The following is a 22,151-nucleotide window of genomic DNA, read 5'->3' as shown; positions in this document are numbered from 1 at the left end:
GATACACGAGGGCGTTAAAGCCCCTCTCCCGTCGGACACTGTCCCGGTGGGAGAAGGGCAAAGCGCCCGTTAAAGCGCGTAGCCGAACTGCTGCTTGAACTGGTCGTTGAATTCGGCGAAGTCGAAGCGCTGGTTCTGGGTGCCGGGGTGTTCGACCTTCAGCGCGCCCATCAGGTTGCCCATGCGGCCGATGGTCAGCCAGTCGTAGCCGCCCTGGATGCCGTAGATCAGGCCGGCGCGGAACGCGTCGCCGCAACCGGTGGGGTCGACCACGCGGCGCTCGTGCGCCGGCGGGATGTCGTAGGTCTTCTCCGGCGTATGCACCAGCGCGCCCTTCGGGCCCTGCGTGGTGATGTAGGCCTGCACGCGCGAGACGATGTCCTTCTCGTCCCAGCCGGTACGTTCCTGCAGCAGGTTGGACTCGTAGTCGTTGACCACCACGTACTGGGCCTGCTCGATAAACTGGCGCAGCTCCGGGCCGTTGAACAGCGGCATGGCCTGGCCCGGGTCGAAGATGAAGGGGATGCCGCCGGCAGCGAACTCTTCCGCGTTCTGGATCATGCCTTCGCGCCCGTCCGGGCCGACCAGGCCCAGGGTCACGCCAGGCACATCCTTCACATGGTTTTCGTAGCTGCGCATCATCGCGCCCGGATGGAAGGCGGTGATCTGGTTGTTGTCGTGGTCGGTGGTGATGAAGGCCTGCGGGGTGAACAGGTCGTCGATGATCTTCACCCGCGACAGGTCGATGCCAAGGGTTTCGAAATGTTCGCGGTACGGGCCGAAATCCTGGCCCACGGTGCCCATCGGAATCGGCGCGCCACCGAGCAGATGCAGGTTGTAGGCGATGTTGCCGGCGCAGCCGCCGAACTCGCGGCGCATGCGCGGTACCAGGAACGACACATTCAGGATGTGCACCTTGTCCGGCAGGATGTGGTTCTTGAACTGGTCCGGAAACACCATGATGGTGTCGTAGGCGAGGGAACCACAGATCAGTGCGGACATCGAGTCAGGCCTTTGCGTAAGGAAATACCCGCCAGTTGCCGGCATGGCGGCGGGACGGCGCCAACGCCGCGGCGCAAAGGGTAACGGCTGCGACCGATCAGGGCCACAACCGCGTGCCATGCCCGGCGTGACCGCCACATGAAAACCGGGCCGCAATAACCGATTTTTCCTTGCCCGCACCGGGGGGGATTGCTAGGCTAACGGACTTCGTTTTCTGCCCAAAATTTCGCCAGTCTGGCGGTGGGCACACGACTTACCCAGGACCAACTCCCTCGATGTTCAAGAAACTGCGCGGCATGTTCTCCAACGACCTGTCCATCGATCTGGGCACGGCCAATACGCTGATTTACGTGCGCGGGCAGGGCATCGTGCTGAACGAGCCATCGGTGGTTGCGGTGCGTCAGGACCGCGCGATCGGCGGTACGCGTTCGGTGGCGGCGGTCGGCGCAGAAGCCAAGCAGATGCTCGGCCGCACGCCTGGTCACATCACCACCATTCGCCCGATGAAAGACGGCGTCATCGCCGATTTCACCTACACCGAAGCGATGCTGAAGCACTTCATCAAGAAGGTGCACAAGTCGCGCTTCCTGCGCCCGAGCCCGCGCGTGCTGGTGTGCGTGCCGGCCGGTTCCACCCAGGTGGAGCGCCGCGCGATCAAGGAATCTGCGGAAGAGGCCGGTGCGCGCGATGTGTACCTGATCGAAGAACCGATGGCCGCTGCCATCGGTGCCGGCATGCCGGTGACCGAGGCACGCGGCTCGATGGTCATCGACATCGGCGGCGGCACCACCGAAGTGGCGGTCATTTCGCTCAACGGCATCGTCTACTCGCAGTCGGTACGTGTGGGCGGCGACCGCTTCGATGAGTCGATCACCAATTACGTGCGCCGCAATCACGGCATGCTGATCGGCGAAGCCACTGCCGAGCGCATCAAGCTGCAGATCGGTTGTGCCTACCCGCAGGACGAGGTGCAGGAGATGGAAATCTCCGGCCGTAACCTCGCCGAGGGCGTGCCGAAGATGATCAAGATCAACTCCAACGAAGTGCTGGAAGCGCTGCACGAGCCGTTGTCGGGCATTGTCTCCGCGGTCAAGCTGGCGCTGGAACAGACCCCGCCGGAACTGTGTGCCGACGTCGCCGAACGCGGCATCGTGCTCACCGGTGGCGGCGCGCTGCTGCGCGACCTGGACCGGCTGATCTCCGAAGAAACCGGCCTGCACGTGCAGGTGGCCGACGACCCGCTCACCTGCGTGGCCCGCGGCGGTGGCCGTGCGCTGGAGCTGGTGGACATGCACGGCAACGAGTTCTTCGCGCCGGAGTGAGGCGTTCGGGATTCGGGAGTCGGCATTGGGGATTCGCAAAGGCGGTTCCTGCCTACGGCCCGGCGGGATTGCCGCGCAATTCCGCTGATTCACGTGTTAGCCGCATTCGTCTCGGGGCCAGCCAAGTGCTCCCCGAATCCCTAATCCCGAATCTCCATTCCCGGCCCTGAACGTGCCCTCCTACGCCGGTCCTCCCGTCGCCTCCCGTCCGGGCGAAGTCACCTCCACGCTGCGGCTGCTGGTCTATCTGGTGCTGGCGATCACATTGATCGCGCTCGATAGCCGTGGCAGCTGGCTGAGCCAGGTGCGGCTGCAGGCCAATCTGCTGATCCAGCCGATCTGGGCGGTGGCCGGGTTGCCGGGGCGGATCGGGTCGCAGGTGCGCGACAACGCCGCCACCCATGCGCAACTGGTGGAAGAAACCCGCGACCTGCGCAATCAGCTGTTGGTCGCCAACGCGCGCCTGACCCGGCTGCAGACCGCCGCGCTGGACAACGCGCAGCTGCGTGAGCTGCTCAACGTGGCCGAGCGCCGCGGCCTGGACGTGCAGCTGGCGCCGATCCTGGACATCGACCTGGACCCGACCCGCCAGCGCCTGCTGCTGGATGCCGGCAGCCGCGATGGCGTGCTGATGGGCCAGGCGGTGATCGATGCCGGCGGGCTGATGGGGCAGGTGATCGAAGTGACCCCGCTGCATTCGACCGTGTTGCTGCTCACCGACCCGGACCATGCGGTGCCGGTCAGTGTGGCGCGCAACGGCGTGCGCCTGATCGTCTACGGCCGCGGCGACCGCCTGGAATTGCGCGACATCCCGCTCAGCGCCGGCGTGCAGGTGGGCGATGAAATCGTCACCTCCGGCCTGGGCGGCCGCTTCCCGACCGGCTTCCCGGTCGGCAAGGTGTCCGAGTTGCATCCCGACGACACCCACGCCTTCCTGGTCGGCGAACTCACCCCGGCGGCCAAGCTCGATCGTGGCCGCGATGTGTTGTTGTTGCGGGCCGGTAAACCGCTGCGCGTGGTGCCTGTGGCCGGGGAGGCGGGACCGGGGACCGGGGACCGGGGACCCGGTAACAGCAGCGGCAACGGCCTTGACGGTGCGGGGGGCGGTGGGCTTGCGGCACATGGTGAGCCTGCGCCGCGCTCCGTCGCTGCACGTTCCGGCGGCACGTCTATGCAAGGCGCTCGGCAAGCCGATGCCGCCCCGGCGTCAACGTCCAACGCTTCTGCGCCGGGCGTGGGCCCGGCGAGCGGGCAGGGCAATGCCGCGGTCTCACCGACATCGGGCGCACGTTCCAGGCCGCAGGTGCCGGCAGCCGGGAACGCTGTGCAAAACGATCCTGCGCCGGCATCCACGTCAACTGCCTCTCCCCGCGTCCCGGGTCCCCGGTCCCCGGTCCCGGCTCCACCGGAGACGGACCAATGACCCGCATGCGCAACACCTGGATCCTGCCGGCCAGCATCGTCATTGCGCTGGTGCTGGGTCTGCTGCCGCTGCCGGCGGTGGTGCAGCCGCTGCGTCCGTACTGGGTGGCGCTGGTGCTGGCGTACTGGGTGATCGAAGATCCGGATCGGGTCGGCCTGGGGATCGCCTTCGTGGCTGGCGTGCTGGCCGACCTGCTGTACGGCGGGCTGCTTGGCGAGCAGGCGCTGCGGCTGGTGATCATGACCTTCATCCTGCAGCGCTTCCGCGCGCGGATGCGCTTCTTCCCGGTGTCGCAGCAGGCGCTGGCGATCGGCGGGCTGCTGCTCAACGACCGCATCGTGTCCTCGGCCGTGCATCTGGCCGTGGGCGAACCGACCCTGCCGTGGAGTTACTGGTGGGCGCCGCTGCTGGGCATGGCGCTGTGGCTGCCGTTGTTCGTGCTGCTGGATGCGGTACGCCTGGGCAAGCGGAGCAAGAAGTAGCCCATGCACGGTCGGCGCCAGCCCAAGAACCCGCACGCCGAGGCCGAACAGTTCCGCCGTCGCGCGGTACTGGGCTTTGTGATGGTGGTGATCTGCCTGGTCGGGCTGGGCGGCTGGTATTTCAAGCTGCAGGTGCTCGACCACGAGGTCTACGCCACCCGCTCGGAAGCCAACCGCATCAAGCCCAAACCGGTGGTGCCCGGGCGCGGCATGATCTACGACCGCACCGGCCGGCTGCTGGCCGAGAACGTGCCGGCGTTCCGGCTGGACGTGACCCCGGACAAGGTCGCCGACATGGACGCCATGCTGGCCGCGCTGGGCAAGGTGATCCCGATCGCGCCGGAGGATCTGGAGCGCTTCAATCGCGAGCGGCGCGCACGCCGCAGCTTCCTGCCGGTGACGCTGAAGCTGCGCATGAGCGATGAAGAGATGGCGCGCTTTGCGGTGGAGCGCTGGCGCTTCCCCGGCGTGGAGCTGGAGCCGTATCTCACCCGCCGTTATCCATACGGCCCGTTGTTCGCGCACATCATCGGCTATGTCGGCCGTATCGACGAAAAAGACCTCGCGGTACTGGGCGAAGGCAATGCCGCGCTCACGCATATGGGCAAGTCCGGCCTGGAGCGCTATTACGAGCAGGATCTGCGCGGGCAGGTGGGCTACGAGCAGGTCGAGACCAACGTGCAGGGGCGCGCGATCCGTACCGTCGGCCGGGTCGCGCCGCAATCGGGTGCAGACCTGCGCCTGTCGGTGGACGCCGACCTGCAGCGCGCGATGGTGGCCGCGTTCGGCGAGCACGAAGGCGCGGCCATTGCCATGGACCCGCGCACCGGCGAGATCCTGGGCATGGTCAGCCTGCCCAGCTACGACCCCAACCTGTTCGTCAACGGCATCTCGCATACCGACTTCAAGATGCTCAACGACAACCCGTCGCGGCCGCAGTTCAACCGGCTGGTGCTCGGTGGCGTGGCGCCGGGCTCCACGCTCAAGCCGCTGATCGCGCTGGCCGGCCTGGACAGCGGCCTGCGCCGGCCGGAAGACCGGGTGTTGTCCACCGGCATGTTCTATCTGCCCGGGGTCAGCCGCGGCTGGGGCGATTCGCACCGCGGCGGCCACGGCTGGACCGATCTGCGCAAATCCATCGCCCAGTCGGTCAATACCTACTACTACCGCCTGGCGGTGGACATGGGCGTCGAGCGCTTCGACCACTATATGGGTGGGTACGGCTTTGGCGCGCCCACCGGCGTGGACCTGCTGGGCGAAATCGGCGGCATCCTGCCGTCGCCTGCCTACAAGTACAAGACCCGCAAGGAGCGCTGGTACCCCGGCGACACCGTCAACATCGCCATTGGCCAGGGCGACTGGAAGGTGACCCCGCTGCAGCTGGTGCGCGGCGTGTCGGCAATCGCCAGCGGCCTGCTGCTGCGTCCGCATCTGGTGCTGGAACAACGCACCGGCTTCGATCACCCCTGGCAGCCGATGATCCAGCCGCCGGGCAAGCCGGTCAGCCCGAGTCCGGCGCATCTGCAGGTGGTGCGCGATGGCATGATGGACACCATGCGCCCGGGCGGTACCGGTTATGCCATCACACCCGGGGCGCCCTACCAGATGGCCGGCAAGACCGGCACCGCGCAGGTGGTCAGCCGCAAGGGCGTGGCCGCCGTGGATCCGCGCAGCCTGCCGATGCATCTGCGCCATCGCGGCCTGTTCGTCGGTTTCGCGCCGGCCGACCACCCGGTCATCGCGGTGGCGGTGGCGGTGGAGGGCGGCGGCTTCGGTACCAGCTCGGCAGCGCCGATCGCGCGCAAGATCTTCGACGCCTGGTTGCTGGGCAAGATGCCTGCCGGGCTGGAGCCGCTGGACAGCGAGCTCGGCATGACGGCCGTCGGCGTCAACCAGTTCGAAGCCGGCGTCACCGACGCGCGTGCCGCTGGCGACGCGGCCGCCGCCACGCTGGACGAGCTGCCGGTGGTGATCGGCCAGACTGCCGTTGCGCTGGACCCCACCACGCCCGCGCAGCCGGTGGTGCCGGATGTGCCCGATGCGGTGCAGGAGACCGACCATTGAGCGACATCCTGCGCTGGTTGGTGGACATGGCCGCGCGCTTTACGCGCAGCCTGGACTGGGTGCTGTGTCTGGCATTGGGTGGGCTGATGGTGATCGGCCTGTCGGTGCTCAAGAGCGCCGGCGGCAGCGCCAATGGCGATCATCTGGTGATGGCGCAAGGCGTGCGCTTCGTCATCGGCGTGGCCGCGATGTGGGGCATTTCGCGCATGTCGGTGCTGCGCCTGCGCGCCTGGACGCCGTGGGTATATGGCTTGTCGATGCTGCCGTTGCTGGCGGTGTTCGCGCTGGGCACCGGCAAATACGGCCGGCAATGGCTGGACCTGAAAGTGTTCTATCTGCAGCCGGCCGAGCTGCTCAAGATCAGCCTGCCGATGATGGCGGCCTGGTATCTGCATCGCATGCCGCTACCGCCGCGCATCTCCACCGTATTGGTCACCTGCATGATCATCGGCGTGCCCACCGCGCTGATCATGCTGCAGCCGGACTTCGGCACCGGCGTGCTGATCGCCGCCAGCGGCGTATTCGTGCTGCTGCTGGCCGGCCTGCCGTGGTGGTGGGTTGCGGTGGGCCTGGGCGGTGTTTCGGCGGCTGCGCCGGTGGCCTGGTTCTGGCTGCTGCGCCCGTACCAGAAGGACCGCATCATGATGTTCCTCAACCCCGAAAACGACGCGCTCGGCGCCGGCTGGAACATCATCCAGTCCAAGATCGCGATTGGTTCTGGCGGCCTGAACGGCAAGGGCTGGGGGTTGGGCTCGCAGTCGCATCTGAACTTCATTCCCGAGCAGACCACCGACTTTGCGTTCTCGGTGCTCAGCGAAGAATTCGGCTGGATCGGCGTGGCCACCGTGCTGACCTTGTATCTCATCGTGATCGGCCGCTGCCTGTGGATCGCCTCGCAGGCGCGCGATACCTATTCGCGCCTGGTCGCCGGCGCCACCGGCCTGGCGTTCTTCGTCTACGTGCTGGTCAACGGCGGCATGATTTCCGGCCTGCTGCCGGTGGTCGGCGTGCCGATGCCGCTGATGAGTTACGGCGGCACCTCGGCAGTGTCGTTGCTGGCCGGGCTGGGCCTGGTGATGGCGGTCAAGACGCATCGCCCGGTGCATGGGTATTGATGCGGGAGTGTCGCATCGTTGTGCCAATGCCGTGCGCGCGTACCCGGCGCGCATGCAATGTCGCAGCGTCGATCGATGCGACAGGCGTATGTCAAACGCTGACACGTTTTCAGGCACATCGTGTTTTTGCGCAGTGCATTGCAACGACGCGACACCGGCGTAGGCCTGCTTCGTTCGCGCGCTGCCGGGTTCGCGCACCTGCTGCATGCGGGCACAGCGCTTCGTAGAGTCCGCCAGGCCGCCGCAGCGTTGGTGGCCGCGTCGCGTCGCTCCAGCAGCGCGCGCCATTCCTCTTTCGGGTGACCTCGTCCATGAAACCGCTAACCGCCGCCATCGGCGGTGTCTGTCTGCTGCTCGCCGCGCAGGCCGGTGCCGTCACGTTCGCCACCGGCGATACGCGCGCTGTCGCGCAACCGGCAATTCCCTCCCTCTGCCAGCCCGCGTTGAAGGCCAGCCAGACACCGAACGGCCACCTGTTCGATGCCGCACTGGAAAGTGCGCCGCCCGATACCGAGACCATCCAGGCGGCACTGAGCGCGTGCAAGAACGGCGCGGTGTTGCTGACCAGCGGCAGCGGCAACGCCTTTCTGACCGGCCCGCTGACGATTCCCACTGGCGTCACCCTGGTCATCGATCAAGGCGTCACCTTGTACGGCTCGCGCAACCCGGCCGATTACGGCAGCGGCTGCGGAAGCGCCGGCTCCAAGAGCGGCGGCTGCCTGCCGTTGATCAGCGTCAAAGGTGCGAATTCGGGCGTGATGGGCATCCGCACCGACGGGCGGCAGGGCACCATCGACGGGCGTGGCGATCAAGTCATGCTCGGCAAGGGCACCACCTGGTGGGAGTTCGGCGAGAACGCCAAGGCGGCCGGCCAGGTACAGAACAGCCCCGACCTGATCAAGGTGCGGAACTCCACGGCGTTCACGCTCTACAACGTCAATCTGGTCAATGCCGCGTATTTCCACTTCTTCACGCACATCGTCAATGGCCTGACCATCTGGGGCGTGCGGGTGAAGTCGCCCGCCACCAGTCCCAACACCGATGGCCTGGATCTGGACAGCGTGGTCAATGCCACCCTCCACGACAACGATGTGATGGGCGGCGACGATTGCGTGGCCATCAAGACCATCGCCTCCAAGTCGGCCAACATCACCGTGCGCAACAGCCGCTGCTACGGCACGCACGGCATTTCCATCGGCAGCGAAGTGATGTCCGGCGTCAGCAACGTGCTGGTCGACAACAACGCGCTGGTGTCCACCGACGCTGGTGGCAACCGCAGCACCGACAACAGCGGCCTGCGCATCAAGACCAGCCTGGCCAAGGGCGGCCCGGTCAGTCTGGTCACCTATCGCAACACCTGCCTGTATGGCGTCACCAGCCCGTTGGTGATCAACCCGTTCTATGCCGCCGCAACCAGCGGCACCAAGCCGATCTTCAGCCAGATCGTGGTCGACGGGCTACGCAGCGCAAACGATGCTGGCGGCAAGGGCTGGATCCTGAAGGGCTATGACGCACAGACACCGCTGGACCTGGTGCTGGCCAACGTGGCGACCGGCAACACCTCGGTCACTGCGAGCAACGCGCAGATCGGGCTGAGCAACAGCGCGCTGACACCGACCGGTACCGGCGTCACTACGACGCAGGTGCAGCTGGGCGGCGCGATACCGACCTGCTCGGGCGCGCCGCGCTTTCCGGCGCTGTGAGGCGACAGGCGCGGCCGATTCCAGGGGCCGCGCCTGGTCTGCTGCCACGGCTGCGCAGTCGCGCCAGCCGCCGGCGGCTGGCTGTGATTGTTCCAGGCGTTGCAAGGCCGGCTAGCTGGCTGCGGCTCCCTCCAAGGAGGCGACGGCCGCCTTCGCGTCACTGACACCCGCGCGGCGACTGCGCCCGCGATCAGCCGATTGCAGTGATCGTCGAGCACTGAGGGCTCTGCGCAGCGCCAACATGCCAGCGGCGGGCATCGCGCTACTGCACCACGTGGCCGGATTCGTGCTGCTGCCAGCTGCGGCGCCGAATCCCGAAGCCCGAATCCCGAATCCTCAGCCACCAAATTGGCCCAGCTGATGCGGCAGACCTTGACTTTGACTAAAGTCTTTGCGTTTCATGGTCTTATTGTCAGAAGTTCATCTGATCTCTGTTACCCTCGGCCGATGATTCGACGCACCCTGACCTGCCTGCTCACCCTCGGCCTTGTCGCCTGCGCGACCCAGCCCAGCCCTCCGTCCTCGCCGCCGGCCGCCAGCGCGCCGCCGGCCAAGCCGCCTGCCGGCCCGGTTGCGACTGCCGTGCCTGCCAGCGCTGCCGCCGAAGCACCGGCCCTGCCGCCGGTGGACCTGACCCCGGTGCCGTTCGAGATCGCACGCGCCAATTTCGTGCGCGACACCTCGGCCAAGTACGGCATCGATGCCGCGCAGATCGAAGCGGTGCTGGCCCAGGCGCAATTCAAGGACGCCATCGTCACCGCCATGTCGCGCCCGGCCGAACGGGTCAAACCGTGGAACGACTACCGGCCGATGTTCATCACCCAGGCGCGCATCGACGGCGGCCGCAACTTCCTGGCGCAACACCGCGCCGAGCTGAGCAAGGTCGAAGCGGCCACCGGTGTGCCGGCGCAGGTGATCGTGGCCATCATCGGGGTGGAAACCAGCTACGGCACCAACGCCGGCAAATACCGCGTGCTGGATGCGCTGTACACGCTGGCGTTCCGCTACCCGCGCAGCGGCGACCCGGCCAAGCTCGAGCGCGAGGTGCGCCGCGAGCTGTTTTTCCGCGACGAACTCGGCCAGCTGTTCGCGCTGGGCAAGGAAGAACAGCTCGACGTCACCACGTTGATCGGCAGCTACGCCGGCGCGATGGGCATGGGCCAGTTCATGCCGTCCAGCTACCGCCAGTTCGGCGTCGATGGCGATGCCGACGGCAAGCGCAACCTGTTTACCGACTACAACGACGTGTTTGCCTCGATCGCCAATTACTTTGTCAAGAAGGGCGGCTGGGTGCGCGGCGGGCAGGTTGCCGTGCCGGCCACGCTGGCTGCCGGCCACGAAGAATTCAATCCCACCGACTGGTCGCCGGTGTACACGCTGGCCGACCTGTCCGCGCGTGGCTATCACCCTAATGCGCCGGTAGTGGCCGGCAGCACCGCGACCCCGATCAGCCTGGACGATGCCAACGGCAAGCAGTACTGGCTGGGCTTCCAGAACTTTTACGCGATCACCCGATACAACATTTCCAAGATGTACGCGATGGCCGTGTTCCAGCTGTCCGAGGCCATCGCCGGCAAGGAGCTCCCCCCGGCATGAACAGCATGACAGGCCCCAAGTGGCTGATCCCGATGGCGCTGATGCTCGGCCTGGCGGCCTGTAGCAGCGCACCGAAGAAGAGCGTCGCCGGCAAGGGCGGCGGTGCGATCAAGAGCGTCAAGGTCGAAGGCAAGGGGCCGGCCTATGTGGCCACCGGCTGCCCGCCCACCTCGCCGTACGCCGCCGCCAAGGAAGATCCGTCCACGCGCGGCGACTACACCGCCGGCGGCCTGTACAAACCCGGCGTCAAGGACACCACACCGGACCACGTGCCCAACGTGGCCTGCATTCCCGAACCGCTGGTCACCAACGAGCCGCGCTCTGCAGTGGGCAATCGCTCGCCGTATGAAGTGCTGGGCAAGCGCTACGTGGTGATGGACAGCCCCGGTGACTATGTCGAACGCGGCACCGCCTCGTATTACGGCAGCAAGTTCCATGGCCGGCTGACCTCCAACAAGGAGGTCTACGACATGTACGCCTTCACCGCCGCGCACAAGACCCTGCCGCTGCCCAGCTTTGCGCTGGTCACCAACACCGACACCGGCGATTCGGTGGTGGTGCGCGTCAACGACCGCGGCCCGTTCCACGACGGCCGTGTGATCGATCTGAGCTATGCCGCCGCGGTCAAGCTGGGCATCACCGGCAAGGGCACCGGCAACGTCGAAGTGCGTGGCCTGACCGAAGCCGACAACGGCAACCTGCTCGCCAAGCGCCGCAGTGGCCAGGCCCCGGTGAATACGGCCGTTGCCGCCGCGCGGCCGGCTGCCAGCGCCAGCCAGATCGATGGCCTGGTGCAGCGTCTGCCCGCCCGCACCGTGCCGCCGCGTGCGGTAACGGCTGGCGCCGGCACCGCGGTTGCCACATCCGCCGCCGCATCGGCTGGTAGCGCGCCGGTCGCTGCGGCCGGCGAGCGTTGGCGCTACCGCGTGGCTGACTCGCGCCAGCCCGGCGATGCCGACAACTTCGATGCCTGGATGAAGTCGCAGGGCGTGCGCGTGGCCACCGGCAAGCCGGCTGCTGCGGCGCCGCGACCGACCTCGCCAACCCCGGCTGCGGTGCCTGCCGCGGCGGTGCCGGTGGCGGTTGCGACGGTCAAACCCTCCGAGAGCACCGTTGCGCGCCCGCTCAAGGCCGAGCCGCTGCCGGCCAAGGCGCCCAGCGTGGCCGAGGCCGCACTGGGCGACATCCTGCTGCAGGTCGCCAGTTTCGCCAGCCGCGAAAACGCCAACCGCGCGCTGTCGCAACTGGCCTCGGCCGGCATTGCCGGTGCCAGCGTCAGCGACATCGTCAGTGGCGGGCGCACCCTGTGGCGGCTGCGCGTGAATGCACGCGACCACGCCAATGCCTCGGAAATCGCCCAGCGCATCGCTGGCCTCGGCTTCGGCCGCCCGCAGGTCGTGGCCAATTAAGCGCGAGCGGGTCTGGGTTCGCCAATCAAGCGTGAGCGCATCGCGTGCGCGCGCCGGCTGCATGGCTGTACCGGACACGGCCGGGCGATCAGGATCGGCTGGCGAACCATTGCCCACCTCCAATGCGGGTGCGGCAAAGACCGCAATCGGCATGCGCCCGCGCGCTCTGCTCGCCGTGCGTCGCGTGCATCCAGCTGACGACCGAGCGCCATGGTCGGCCGGTCCAACCCGCAGTCCGCAACGCCCACGACGTGCGCGGCGCCTTCAACTGCGCTGCGCAGACGCCACAGGCGTGCGGACAGCACACCTGCATCGCTGAACTGCGCAGGCGCGCACATCCGGCAACGCGTCGCCCTGATCGCCGTGGCGCCTTACAATTTCGCATTGCCCAGCTTTCGGGCCCGTCAGGAGTCGTTCTTCAATGAAATTCCGCTTCGCCGCCGCTGCCGTGGCCACGTTCGCCTTCGGCCTGGTCTGCGCCCAGACACCCGCGCCGCAGCCGACTCCCGCCGTGGCTGCGGCCCCGGCCGCCTTGCCGGTGCCGCCGGCACCCGCCCCGGCGGTGTCCAAGTCCTGGATCCTGATGGACTACGCCACCGGGCAGGTGCTGGCCGGTGAGAACATCCACCAGCAACTGGCGCCGGCCAGCATCACCAAGGTGATGACGTCGTACGTGGTCGCTGCCGAAATCAAGAACGGCAAGGTCAAGCGCGACGACCAGGTCATGATGAGCGAACGCGCCTGGCGCGAAGGCGGCGCGGGCACCGACGGCAGCTACAGTGGCTTCCCGGTCAACCAGACGGCGCGTCTGGAAGACATGGAAAAAGGCATGGCGATCCAGTCCGGCAACGATGCCGCGATTGCGCTGGCCGAGCATGTCGCCGGCAGCGAAGAAGCCTTCGCCTCGCTGATGAACAGCTACGCCGCCAAGATCGGCATGAAGGATTCGTACTTCGTCAATGCGCACGGCCTGAGTGCCGAGGGGCATCACTCCACCGCCTTCGATCTGGCCATGCTGGGCCGCGCGATGGTGCGCGATTACCCGGAGACCTACGCCTACAACAAGATCAAGGAATTCCAGGTCGGCAGCATCAAGCAGAGCAACCGTAACCGGCTGCTGTGGCGCGACCCGGCGGTGGACGGCATCAAGACCGGCCATACCTCCGAGGCCGGGTACTGCCTGCTCAGCTCGGCCAAGCGTGGCGACCAGCGCCTGATCGCCGTGGTCATGGGCGACAGCTCCGAAGAACAGCGCGCCACCGACAGCCTGGCGCTGCTCAACTGGGGCTTCCGCTTCTTCGAAACCCACAGCCTGTACGCGCCCGGCAAGGTCGTAACCAAGCAGAAAGTATGGAAGGGCCAGCAGGACGAAGTGCAGCTTGGCGTGGCGCAGCCGCTGCTGGTCAGCCTGCAGCGCGGCCGCTACAACGACCTCAAGCCGAGCATGGAAGTGGCCAAGAATCTGCAGGCACCGATCAAGCAGGGCCAGCAGATCGGCACCGTCAAGGTCAGCCTGGACGGCAAGATCATCGCCCAGGCACCGCTGGTGGCGATCAACGCCGTCGAAGAGGGCGGGTTCTTCAAGCGCCTCTGGGATGCGTTCTGGATGTGGTGGGAATCGGAGTGATCCAAAGAAAAAGCCGGCTTTCGCCGGCTTTTTCTTTGCGGGAATTGGGGATTCGGCATTCGGGATTGGTAAAAGCCGGAGCAGTGGCGAGTCGCCAGCAGTCCGCTCCTACGACTCCCCAATCCCGACTCCCCAATCCCAACCCTCAGAGCATCCGACTGATCGTGAAGCTGCCATACACCGGCGTCTCGCGCTGGGTCTCGAATTCGCGGGTGCGGTGGTAGCGGGCAATGGCAAATTTCCAGCGCCCGTACATCACCGCCAGGCCGTAGCCCACGTCGCCCACGAACGGGCGCTTGTCCACGCTGTGGCTGCTGCGGAAGGTGTTGCCGTCCAGGGTGATGTCGCGGATCACCCAGCGCGCATCGGTGGTCAGAAACACATGCCCCGACCAGCCGCTGGCGCGTCCCAAGCGGCTTGGCGCAGTGTTTTCGCCTGCCGGGCGGGTGGGCGTGCTGCCGAAGTCGTCCGGCAGTTTCCAGCCGAAGCGCGCTTCGCCGCCGGCATTCAGATGCGTAGCCATGTTGCCGACCGCGCCGCCCCAGTGCGAAATGAAGTCCCAGCCGAAACCGCCGGCATTGCCGCTGGCGTCGGCCGGCCAGCGGCGCATGCGCTCGTGCACCAGATTGATCAGCGGCTCGTTGTGCAACTGGTTGTCCCAACCCTGGAACTTCTCGTCGCCGAGCGCATCGTGGATCGCATCCTGCGCCTCCTGCGCAAAGGCCCACGGGCCGACCACGCCGATCTGCAGCTGGGTGGTCCGCAGGTGCGCGTCGTTGCGCGCGTTGTAGCCGAAGCTCGCCAGCAGGATGCCCGCATACGGGCGGTCGTCCGGGATCACGTCGCGGCGGGTGTAATCGGTCGGGGTAAAGATGGCCTGGCCGATCGAGAACACCATGTTCTGCTGGTCGAACTCGCCCGGATGCAGTCGCTCCAGGTAGCTGTTGACCCAGCGCGCGGTGCGCGGCAGGCACGGGTCGTCGGTGTAATCAACCAGGTTCGGCGACACCAGGGTCAGCACCGCACCGTTGGAATAGCCCTGATCCTGATCTTCGCCGCCGAACAGGTCGTTATCGACCCGGAAATTCACCGCGGGCGGCGTACGTCCCAGCCGGCTGGAATCGCACTGATCCACCGCCAGGGCCGGCAGCGACAGCCCGGAAAGAGAAAGCAGCAGGGCAGCAGACAACGCGCGCGGTCTAAGCATGGAGGGCCTGGGCAGTGGAAGAAGGGCTGAGCTCAGAAAGGTGCCTGCGTGCGCTGCTGCGCCGTGTGAAGTGCGTGCCAGCGAGCGCGTTCTCTGCCGCTTCGGTTCGCTACAGCATTGCCGCGCGCGCGTAGCTGTGTTCGGTCCATCACGGTAATCGCATCGCATTGCGGAAAGTGTGGTGGTGCTGGCGCGGATGCTGGGCGGTCTGATCGGTGGCAAGGCTTGGGTTTGCCTATCTCCGGCCCGATAATGGGGCGATGGACATCAGCACCGACAACCCCGATCACGGCTTTCAGTTTCCCGGCACCTTCGAGCTTAGCGCCATGGGCACGGCCGAACGCGGGCTGGAAACCGAACTTCCGCGTCTGCTTGCCGCCACTGGCGTGGAGCTGCTGCAGGAAGCCGTTAGCTGGAAGCATTCTTCCAGCGGCAAATATGTCTCGGTCAAGATCGGCTTTCGCGCCGAGAGCCGGGAGCAGTTCGACGCTGCGCATCAGGCGCTGCGCGACCATCCGGAAGTGAAGTGGACGCTGTAGCGGCCGAGCCGGTGGTCACATCGCAGCTTGGCTTGCCGGCGCACGTGCGCGATCTCGGCCGGCAGGACTACAGCCCGGTGTGGCGCGCAATGCAGCGTTTCACCGATGCGCGCGATGAGCACACCGCAGACGAAGTCTGGGTGGTCGAGCATGCCCCGGTGTTTACGCTCGGCCAGGCAGGCAAACCCGAGCACGTGCTGGCGCCGGGCGAGATTCCGGTGCTGCAGGTCGATCGCGGCGGTCAGGTGACCTACCACGGCCCAGGCCAGCTGGTGATCTACCCGCTGCTGGATCTGCGTCGGCTCAAGATCGGTGTGCGCGACTACGTGTGCAAGATCGAGCAGGCGCTGATCGATACCCTGGACGAATGGAATATCGTGGCCGAGCGCCGCGATGGTGCGCCCGGCGTGTATGTGGGCGATGCCAAGATCGCCGCGCTGGGCATCCGGGTGCGGCGCGGCTGCACCTTCCACGGGCTCTCGTTCAATGTGGCGATGGATCTGGAGCCGTTCCACCGCATCAACCCGTGCGGCTACCAGGGCCTGCAGGTGACCTCGGTGCTAGACTTGGGCGGCCCCTCCGGGATGGACGCCGTCAAGGCGGTGCTGCTCGAACAGCTGGCGCGCCAGTTCGGTCTCGTATTGCAGCCTGTTTCCGCGTTGCCCGACCTTTCGCTTCCGGCCTGAGCGCCCGTACCGACATGACCCAACCTATCGCCCGTTCCATCCCCTTGCAGGTCGTCTCCGGCGACACCGCCGCGCCTGCGCCGCTGCAGACCGGCGTCAAGCAGATCGGTGGCGACAAGATCAATCGCTCGCCGGTGCAGTTCGTCGATGCACCGGTGCTGCGCAAGCCGTCGTGGATCCGGGTGCGGATTCCCTCCGGCAATGCGGTGCAGAACCTCAAGGCCAAACTGCGCGAAAACCGCCTGGTCACGGTGTGCGAAGAGGCCAGCTGCCCGAACATCCACGAGTGCTTCAGCCACGGCACCGCGACCTTCATGATCCTGGGCGAGGTGTGCACGCGGCGCTGTTCGTTCTGCGATGTGGCGCACGGCCGGCCCAAGCCGCCCGATGCCAGCGAGCCGGCCAGCCTGGCCGCCACGGTGGCCGACATGGGCCTGAAATACGTGGTGGTGACCAGCGTGGATCGCGACGATCTGCGCGACGGTGGTGCGCAGCATTTCGTCGACTGCATCTCGGCGATCCGGGTCAGTTCGCCCAAGACCCGGATCGAGATCCTGACCCCGGATTTCCGCGGCAAGGGCCGTATGGACCGCGCGCTGGAAATCCTGGCGCTGAGCCCGCCGGACGTGTTCAACCACAATATCGAAACCGTGCCGGACCTGTACCCGAACGTGCGCCCCGGTGCCGACTACCAGTGGTCGCTGACGCTGCTGCAGCGCTTCAAGGCGCAGCACTCGTCGATCGCCACCAAGTCCGGCATCATGCTGGGCCTGGGCGAGACGATGGAGCAGGTGCAGGCCACCTTGCGCGACCTGCGTGCGCACGATGTGGACATGATCACCATCGGCCAATACCTGCAGCCGACCCCGCACCATCATCCGGTCATGCGCTACTGGACGCCGGAGGAATACAAGGCGCTGGAGGAGTACGGCAACGCGCTGGGCTTCAGCCATGTCGCCTCCGGGCCGATGGTGCGCTCGTCGTATCACGCCGATCGTCAGGCGGCCGGCGCTGGCGTCGCTGCCTGAGTGATCGGTTGGCGGTCGGATGGCCGCCACGGTGCGTTCGTGAGTGGCGGTTGGTTCGATTCCCGCTCGCCGGTTGCTTGGCTGGCACGCCGGAGCAGCGGTTTGCGTGTGCCGTCAGTAGCCAATTCGTCGAACACGGATGACGCTGCGTCCGCCATTCCAGATCTGTTCCAGGTCGAACAATCCAGTCGGCCCCGTGCATTGCGCGGGGCCGCGTCGTCTCTGGCCCGTCAGGCGCCAGGTGGCAGGGTGCGGTCTCGTTCACAATCCGATACAGGCCCGGCGCTAGGCTGATTCAGCCAGCGGATGACAACGCCAGCAACTTTCGGCACTGTCATGCTGTCTGATCCGTTCACCGCTTTCCTTTCATCGGCCCTGTGCCGAGAGCCATTCGATGACCTACAACGTTTCTGCGTCCATGAAGGCCGGCCTGTTGGCGCTGGTGTTGACCACTCCGATGGGATTGCTGGCGCGCGCCGATACCGCGTTGCCTGCCGCTGCCACGCCCGACCAGGCGACGGCCACCAAGCTCGTCTACGGCCTGCTGTCCGATAGCCGCTACGCCTACCGTCCGCGCACGCTGGACGAGGCGATGTCCAAGGACGTGTTCAAGCGCTATCTGGAAACGCTGGATGGCGGCAAACAGTTCTTCACCCAGGCCGACATCGACGGCTTTGCGCCACTGCAGGCCGGCGTGGGCGATGCACTGCGCGGCGGCAATCTGGAGCCGGCGTTCCAGGTGTTTTCGGTCTACAAGAAGCGTGTCGACCAGCGCGTCAAATACGCACGCGACCTGCTCAAGCAGGACTTCGATTTCAGCGGCAGCGACAAGTTCGAGTACGACCGCAAGGACGTGCCGTGGGCGGCAGACGACAAGCAGTTGGATGTGTTGTGGCGCCAGTCGGTGATGAACGACTGGCTGCGCCTGCAACTGGCTGGCAAGAAGCCCGAAGACATCCGCAAGACGCTGGACAAGCGGTACGTGGCACTGGCCGATTCGGTCAAGCAGCTCAAGGGCGAGGACGTGTTCCAGTTCTTCGTCAATGCCTATACCAACGCCGTCGACCCGCATACCGATTACTTCACTCCGCGCACTGCCGAGACGTTCAACCAGCAGATGTCGCTGTCGCTGGAAGGCATCGGCGCGCAGTTGCAGAAGCAGGACGACATGGTGGTGATCCGCGAGGTGATCCCGGGCGGTCCGGCAGCGGTGGATGGCACGCTCAAGCCGGGTGACCGTATCGTCGGCGTAGGCCAGGCCAAGAACGGCGCGATTGAAGATGTGATCGGCTGGCGCATCGACGATGTGGTGGCAAAGATCCGCGGCAGCAAGGACACCCAGGTGCGCCTGGAGTACATCCCGGCCGAATCGGGCATCGATGGCAAGCATCGCACGGTGACGCTGACCCGGCAAAAGGTGCGTCTGGCCGAACAGGCTGCCAAGGGCGAGACCATCACCCTGCCTGCCAAGGGCAGCGAGCCGGAACGTCGCATCGGCATCATCAAGCTGCCGGGCTTCTACCAGGATTTCGAAGGCCGTCGTCGCAACGCGACCGATTACGCCTCCGCGACCCGCGACGTTGCCAAGCTGCTGGCCGGCTTCAAGACCGACAAGGTCGACGGCGTGGTGCTGGACCTGCGCAACAACGGTGGTGGTTCGCTGGATGAGGCGATCGAACTCACCGGGCTGTTCATCGAGCAGGGGCCGGTGGTGCAGGTGCGCGAATCCGGCGGCCGTGTCACCGTCAATGGCGACAGCAATCCCAAGGTGGCGTGGGACGGTCCACTGGGCGTGTTGATCAACCGCGGTTCGGCGTCGGCATCGGAGATCTTTGCCGGTGCGATCCAGGACTACGGTCGCGGCCTGGTGATCGGTGAAACCAGCTTCGGCAAGGGCACCGTGCAGAACATCGTCGACCTGGACCGCTGGCCGGCCGCAGAAGGTCAGCGCTATGGGCAGGTCAAGCTGACGATCGCGCAGTTCTTCCGTGTCAGCGGCTCCAGTACCCAGCACAAGGGCGTGGTGCCGGATATTGCATTCCCGGCCAGCGTGGATGCCACCGAATTCGGCGAGAGCACTTACGACAATGCGCTGCCGTGGACACGTATTGCCGCCGCGCCGCACACCCAATACGGCAACTTCGCGCCGTTGCTACCCAAGTTGCAGGCGCTGCACACCGCACGCATTGCTACCGACAAGGAATTCCAGTGGTGGGAAGAAGACGTCAAGCAGTTCCGCGATGAAAAGGCCAAGAAGTACATCTCGCTGAACGAAGCCGAGCGCGTTGCCGAGCGCCAGAAGCAGGACCAGCAGCGCAAGGACCGCCAGCAGGTGCGCAAGCAACTCGGTCTGCCGCTGGATCCGCTTGCCGAAGACAGCGATGACGGCCTGACCGGTAACGAGCGCGATATCGTCAAGGACACCGCCCGCGAAAAGGCCGCGGAAAAGCGTCCGGATCCGTTGCTGCATGAATCGGCGGCGATCCTGGCCGACGCACTGGGCCTGCTGGCGCAGGACCAGCCTCTGTCGGCGCAAGTGTTGCCGCAGTCGACCGCGCCGGGGCGTTGGGCGGATTGATCGCATCGGGATGTTCGTCCCGTAGAAAAGCCACCGCATGCGGTGGCTTTTTCTTTTGGTACTCCCCAGAGCGGATGACCTGCGGCTTGGCTGCAGGGTCCTGGCCTTCCCGCCATCACAATCGCACGCAGGGGCGCTGCTTCAGACCGGCAGAACAAAGCCGTAGCGATGTCAGTGCGGCCAGGAAAACTCGGCCAGCACCGGATAATGATCGGAAGGAAGCACGCCGCCCGGGCGCGTCTCCAGGGTGGTGAAGCGCGTAGGCGTCAGGCCACGGAACAGGATCCAGTCGATGCGTCGGGTTGGCTGCGTGGTGAAATCCTGGAAGGTTTTTTCCGGGCCCTGCGGCTTTGTGGCATGCGTGCGCGCATCGTCGAGCGCGGCGGTCAATGTGCGATAGGTGCCCTGATCGGGATCGCTGTTGAAGTCGCCAGTCAGTACCACCGGAACATCGGCAGGAAGCGTTGCGATGCGCGACAGGATCAGGCGTGCGCCCTGTTCGCGTGCGGCTTCGTCTTGATCGCGATGCGGCAAGTGGGTGTTCAACAGGTAAAAGCGGCGCTTGTCGCTGCGGCGTTCGAACAAGGCCCAGGTGACCATGCGCGGCAGGTCGGTGTTCCAGCTGCTGCTGCCCGGCACCTGTGGCGTTTCCGATAGCCAGAAGTCGCCCGATTCCACCACCGACAACGTGCGGCTGTCGTAGAACACGCCCACGTGTTCGCCGTTGCCGTCGGCGTCGCGGCCTTTGCCGAACCAACGGTAATCAGGCAGCTGTGCAGCCAGATACTGCGCCTGTTCCTGCACCAACTCCTGCGTTCCGAACACGTCCGGGTGTGCGTGTTCGATCGATGCCACCATCGCCGTGCGGCGCACGCTCCAGCGCTTGTCGCCGTCGGTGTCCACCGGCACGCGCACATTGAACGACATCACCCGCAAGGGCGCAGGCGCGGGTGCAGCCCATGCAGGCAGGGCGATGCACAGCAGCGCGAGTGCCGCGAGCAAGGAACGTGACACAGCGCGAAAGGACAGGCGTGGCATGCAGGCGGATTCCTCAGGGACCAGTCGACGAGTCTAATTGGACTGCATGACCGAAATGTCATTGCGACATGGCGCCGGCTTGACGTTATCGCGCATCGGCGTAGCGTTTGCACCAAGCCAGCGGATAGACCGCTGGCTGCTAGCCAACCGTGAGGGATTCTCATGGCAACACCGTACGACTATCTCGTGTTTATCGGGCGTTTCGAGCCCTTTCATAACGGCCACGCCGCCGTCGCCCGCCACGCGCTGGGCAAGGCGAAAAAGCTCATCGTGCTGATCGGCTCGGCCGACACGCCCCGCACCATTCGTAATCCTTGGACCGTGGCCGAACGCGCGGTGATGATCGAGTCTGCGTTGCCGGACGAAACCGCGCGGCTGCTCGTGCGGCCGCTGCGCGACCACCTCTACAATGAAAGCCTGTGGATCGCCGAGGTGCAGCGCCAGGTTGCCGAAGCGGTGCACGCCGATGGCGGCACGCTGGATGCGAATATTGGCTTAATCGGCATGGACAAGGATGCCAGCGGCGACTACCTGCGTGAGTTTCCGCAGTGGCCGCTGGAAGATGTGCAACACACGGCCACGCTGTCTGCCACCGAGTTGCGCCGTTATCTGTTCGAGGCCGGCGATATCGGGTTCCATGGCGGGCTGTTGATGTTGCGCGGCAATGTGCCGGCGCCGGTGTACGACATGCTGGAAGCGTTCCGGCGCAATTCGCCGAGCTATGCGCAGCTGGTGGCCGAATACCGTTTCATCGAGCAGTACCGCGCCGCGTGGAAAGACGCGCCGTATCGGCCCACCTTCGTCACTACCGATGCGGTGGTGGTGCATTCGGGCCATGTGTTGCTGGTGCGGCGTCGTGCCGAGCCGGGCAAGGGCTTGTGGGCGCTGCCGGGCGGTTTTGTCGGCCAGGAGGAAGGCCTGCTGGATTGCTGCCTGCGCGAGCTGCGCGAGGAAACCCGCCTCAAGCTGCCGCTGCCGGTGCTGAAGGGCTCGTTGCGTGGCAAACAGGTCTTCGATCACCCCGAGCGCAGCCAGCGCGGGCGCACCATTACCCATGCGTTTCATTTCGAGTTCCCTGCCGGCGCATTGCCTGCGGTGCGCGGTGGCGACGATGCCGATAAAGCGCGCTGGATTCCGATCGCCGAAGTGATGGCGATGGGCCCGCGGCTGTACGAAGACCATCTGCATATTCTTGAATTTTTCCTGGGCCGCGGCTGAGAGTGCACCGGCTGCGTGCTGCCGTGATGCAACAGGCAGCTCGCGCGGCAACCGCTTGAACCGTGACCTCCCGCCGGCGGACAGACCGCTGGTTCATTCGACGCGAAGGAGCTT

17 protein-coding genes are annotated in these 22,151 nt (G+C 66.0%); 14 read left to right on the top strand and 3 right to left on the bottom strand.

The genetic code is table 11. From position 1 onward, the window contains the following. Positions 1-69: 69 nt before the first annotated feature. The gene (locus tag A7D16_RS12030; RefSeq protein WP_008573357.1) at positions 70-1,002 is read right to left on the bottom strand and encodes a carbohydrate kinase family protein; all 933 of its coding nucleotides are present in this window, start codon (positions 1,000-1,002) and stop codon (positions 70-72) included. 275 nt (positions 1,003-1,277) lie between these two features. On the opposite strand from A7D16_RS12030, the gene A7D16_RS12025 reads away from it, so the two are divergent. The 9 genes from A7D16_RS12025 (at position 1,278) to A7D16_RS11985 (ending at position 13,743) form a co-directional block, all read left to right on the top strand. Further along, positions 1,278-2,324, top strand: a complete 1,047-nt coding sequence (locus A7D16_RS12025; protein ID WP_003482734.1) for a rod shape-determining protein — start codon at positions 1,278-1,280, stop codon at positions 2,322-2,324. 172 nt (positions 2,325-2,496) lie between these two features. Beyond that, positions 2,497-3,747 carry a rod shape-determining protein MreC gene (gene mreC, locus A7D16_RS12020; protein WP_064633026.1) on the top strand — a complete coding sequence of 417 codons (1,251 nt, stop codon included), beginning with the start codon at positions 2,497-2,499 and terminating at the stop codon, positions 3,745-3,747. Beyond that, positions 3,744-4,229 carry a rod shape-determining protein MreD gene (mreD, locus tag A7D16_RS12015; protein WP_064633024.1) on the top strand — a complete coding sequence of 162 codons (486 nt, stop codon included), beginning with the start codon at positions 3,744-3,746 and terminating at the stop codon, positions 4,227-4,229. Before mreC ends, mreD begins: the two co-directional genes overlap by 4 nt. 3 nt (positions 4,230-4,232) lie before the next feature. Then, positions 4,233-6,293 (top strand): penicillin-binding protein 2, encoded by a 2,061-nt coding sequence (gene mrdA / locus A7D16_RS12010; protein WP_064633022.1) that lies wholly within the window; start codon positions 4,233-4,235, stop codon positions 6,291-6,293. After that, complete coding sequence (rodA, locus tag A7D16_RS12005) at positions 6,290-7,408, top strand: rod shape-determining protein RodA (protein WP_064633021.1); 1,119 nt, start codon at positions 6,290-6,292, stop codon at positions 7,406-7,408. The genes mrdA and rodA overlap by 4 nt, the downstream gene beginning before the upstream one ends. Before the next feature lie 311 nt (positions 7,409-7,719). After that, entirely contained in the window at positions 7,720-9,111 is a 1,392-nt protein-coding gene (locus tag A7D16_RS12000) for a glycoside hydrolase family 28 protein (RefSeq protein WP_064633018.1), read from the top strand. Between the two features lie 447 nt (positions 9,112-9,558). Continuing rightward, positions 9,559-10,707, top strand: a complete 1,149-nt coding sequence (gene mltB, locus A7D16_RS11995; RefSeq protein ID WP_064633016.1) for a lytic murein transglycosylase B — start codon at positions 9,559-9,561, stop codon at positions 10,705-10,707. Then, a complete protein-coding gene (locus tag A7D16_RS11990; RefSeq protein ID WP_064633014.1) occupies positions 10,704-12,116 on the top strand; it encodes a septal ring lytic transglycosylase RlpA family protein in 1,413 nt (470 codons plus the stop codon). The genes mltB and A7D16_RS11990 overlap by 4 nt, the downstream gene beginning before the upstream one ends. Positions 12,117-12,537: 421 nt before the next feature. Further along, the gene (locus tag A7D16_RS11985; RefSeq protein WP_064633012.1) at positions 12,538-13,743 is read left to right on the top strand and encodes a D-alanyl-D-alanine carboxypeptidase family protein; all 1,206 of its coding nucleotides are present in this window, start codon (positions 12,538-12,540) and stop codon (positions 13,741-13,743) included. 145 nt (positions 13,744-13,888) lie between these two features. Here A7D16_RS11985 and A7D16_RS11980 read toward each other — a convergent pair whose 3' ends face one another. Further along, on the bottom strand, positions 13,889-14,950 hold the full coding sequence (locus A7D16_RS11980) for a lipid A deacylase LpxR family protein (protein ID WP_064633010.1): 1,062 nt from the start codon (positions 14,948-14,950) through the stop codon (positions 13,889-13,891). 260 nt (positions 14,951-15,210) lie between these two features. Between A7D16_RS11980 and A7D16_RS11975 the strand changes: the two genes are divergently transcribed. From A7D16_RS11975 to A7D16_RS11960, 4 genes are all read left to right on the top strand, one after another. Then, on the top strand, positions 15,211-15,489 hold the full coding sequence (locus A7D16_RS11975; protein WP_064633008.1) for a YbeD family protein: 279 nt from the start codon (positions 15,211-15,213) through the stop codon (positions 15,487-15,489). Beyond that, entirely contained in the window at positions 15,477-16,175 is a 699-nt protein-coding gene (gene lipB / locus A7D16_RS11970; protein WP_064633006.1) for a lipoyl(octanoyl) transferase LipB, read from the top strand. Before A7D16_RS11975 ends, lipB begins: the two co-directional genes overlap by 13 nt. A gap of 14 nt (positions 16,176-16,189) precedes the next feature. Next, positions 16,190-17,203 (top strand): lipoyl synthase, encoded by a 1,014-nt coding sequence (gene lipA, locus A7D16_RS11965; RefSeq protein ID WP_064633004.1) that lies wholly within the window; start codon positions 16,190-16,192, stop codon positions 17,201-17,203. A gap of 418 nt (positions 17,204-17,621) precedes the next feature. Beyond that, positions 17,622-19,781 carry a carboxy terminal-processing peptidase gene (locus tag A7D16_RS11960; RefSeq protein WP_193395463.1) on the top strand — a complete coding sequence of 720 codons (2,160 nt, stop codon included), beginning with the start codon at positions 17,622-17,624 and terminating at the stop codon, positions 19,779-19,781. Positions 19,782-19,952: 171 nt separating this feature from the next. Here the strand turns inward: A7D16_RS11960 and A7D16_RS11955 are convergent, their stop codons facing one another. Beyond that, positions 19,953-20,819: an endonuclease/exonuclease/phosphatase family protein gene (locus tag A7D16_RS11955; protein ID WP_064633000.1), complete on the bottom strand. Its 867-nt coding sequence runs from the start codon at positions 20,817-20,819 to the stop codon at positions 19,953-19,955. Between the two features lie 162 nt (positions 20,820-20,981). Between A7D16_RS11955 and A7D16_RS11950 the strand changes: the two genes are divergently transcribed. Further along, a complete protein-coding gene (locus A7D16_RS11950; protein WP_064632998.1) occupies positions 20,982-22,037 on the top strand; it encodes a bifunctional nicotinamide-nucleotide adenylyltransferase/Nudix hydroxylase in 1,056 nt (351 codons plus the stop codon). Positions 22,038-22,151 lie beyond the last annotated feature (114 nt).

Origin of the sequence: Xanthomonas nasturtii, assembly GCF_001660815.1 — a bacterium.
Taxonomy (GTDB): domain Bacteria; phylum Pseudomonadota; class Gammaproteobacteria; order Xanthomonadales; family Xanthomonadaceae; genus Xanthomonas; species Xanthomonas nasturtii.
Note: the sequence above shows the minus strand (reverse complement) of the source record. Positions and strands in the feature narration are given on the sequence as shown.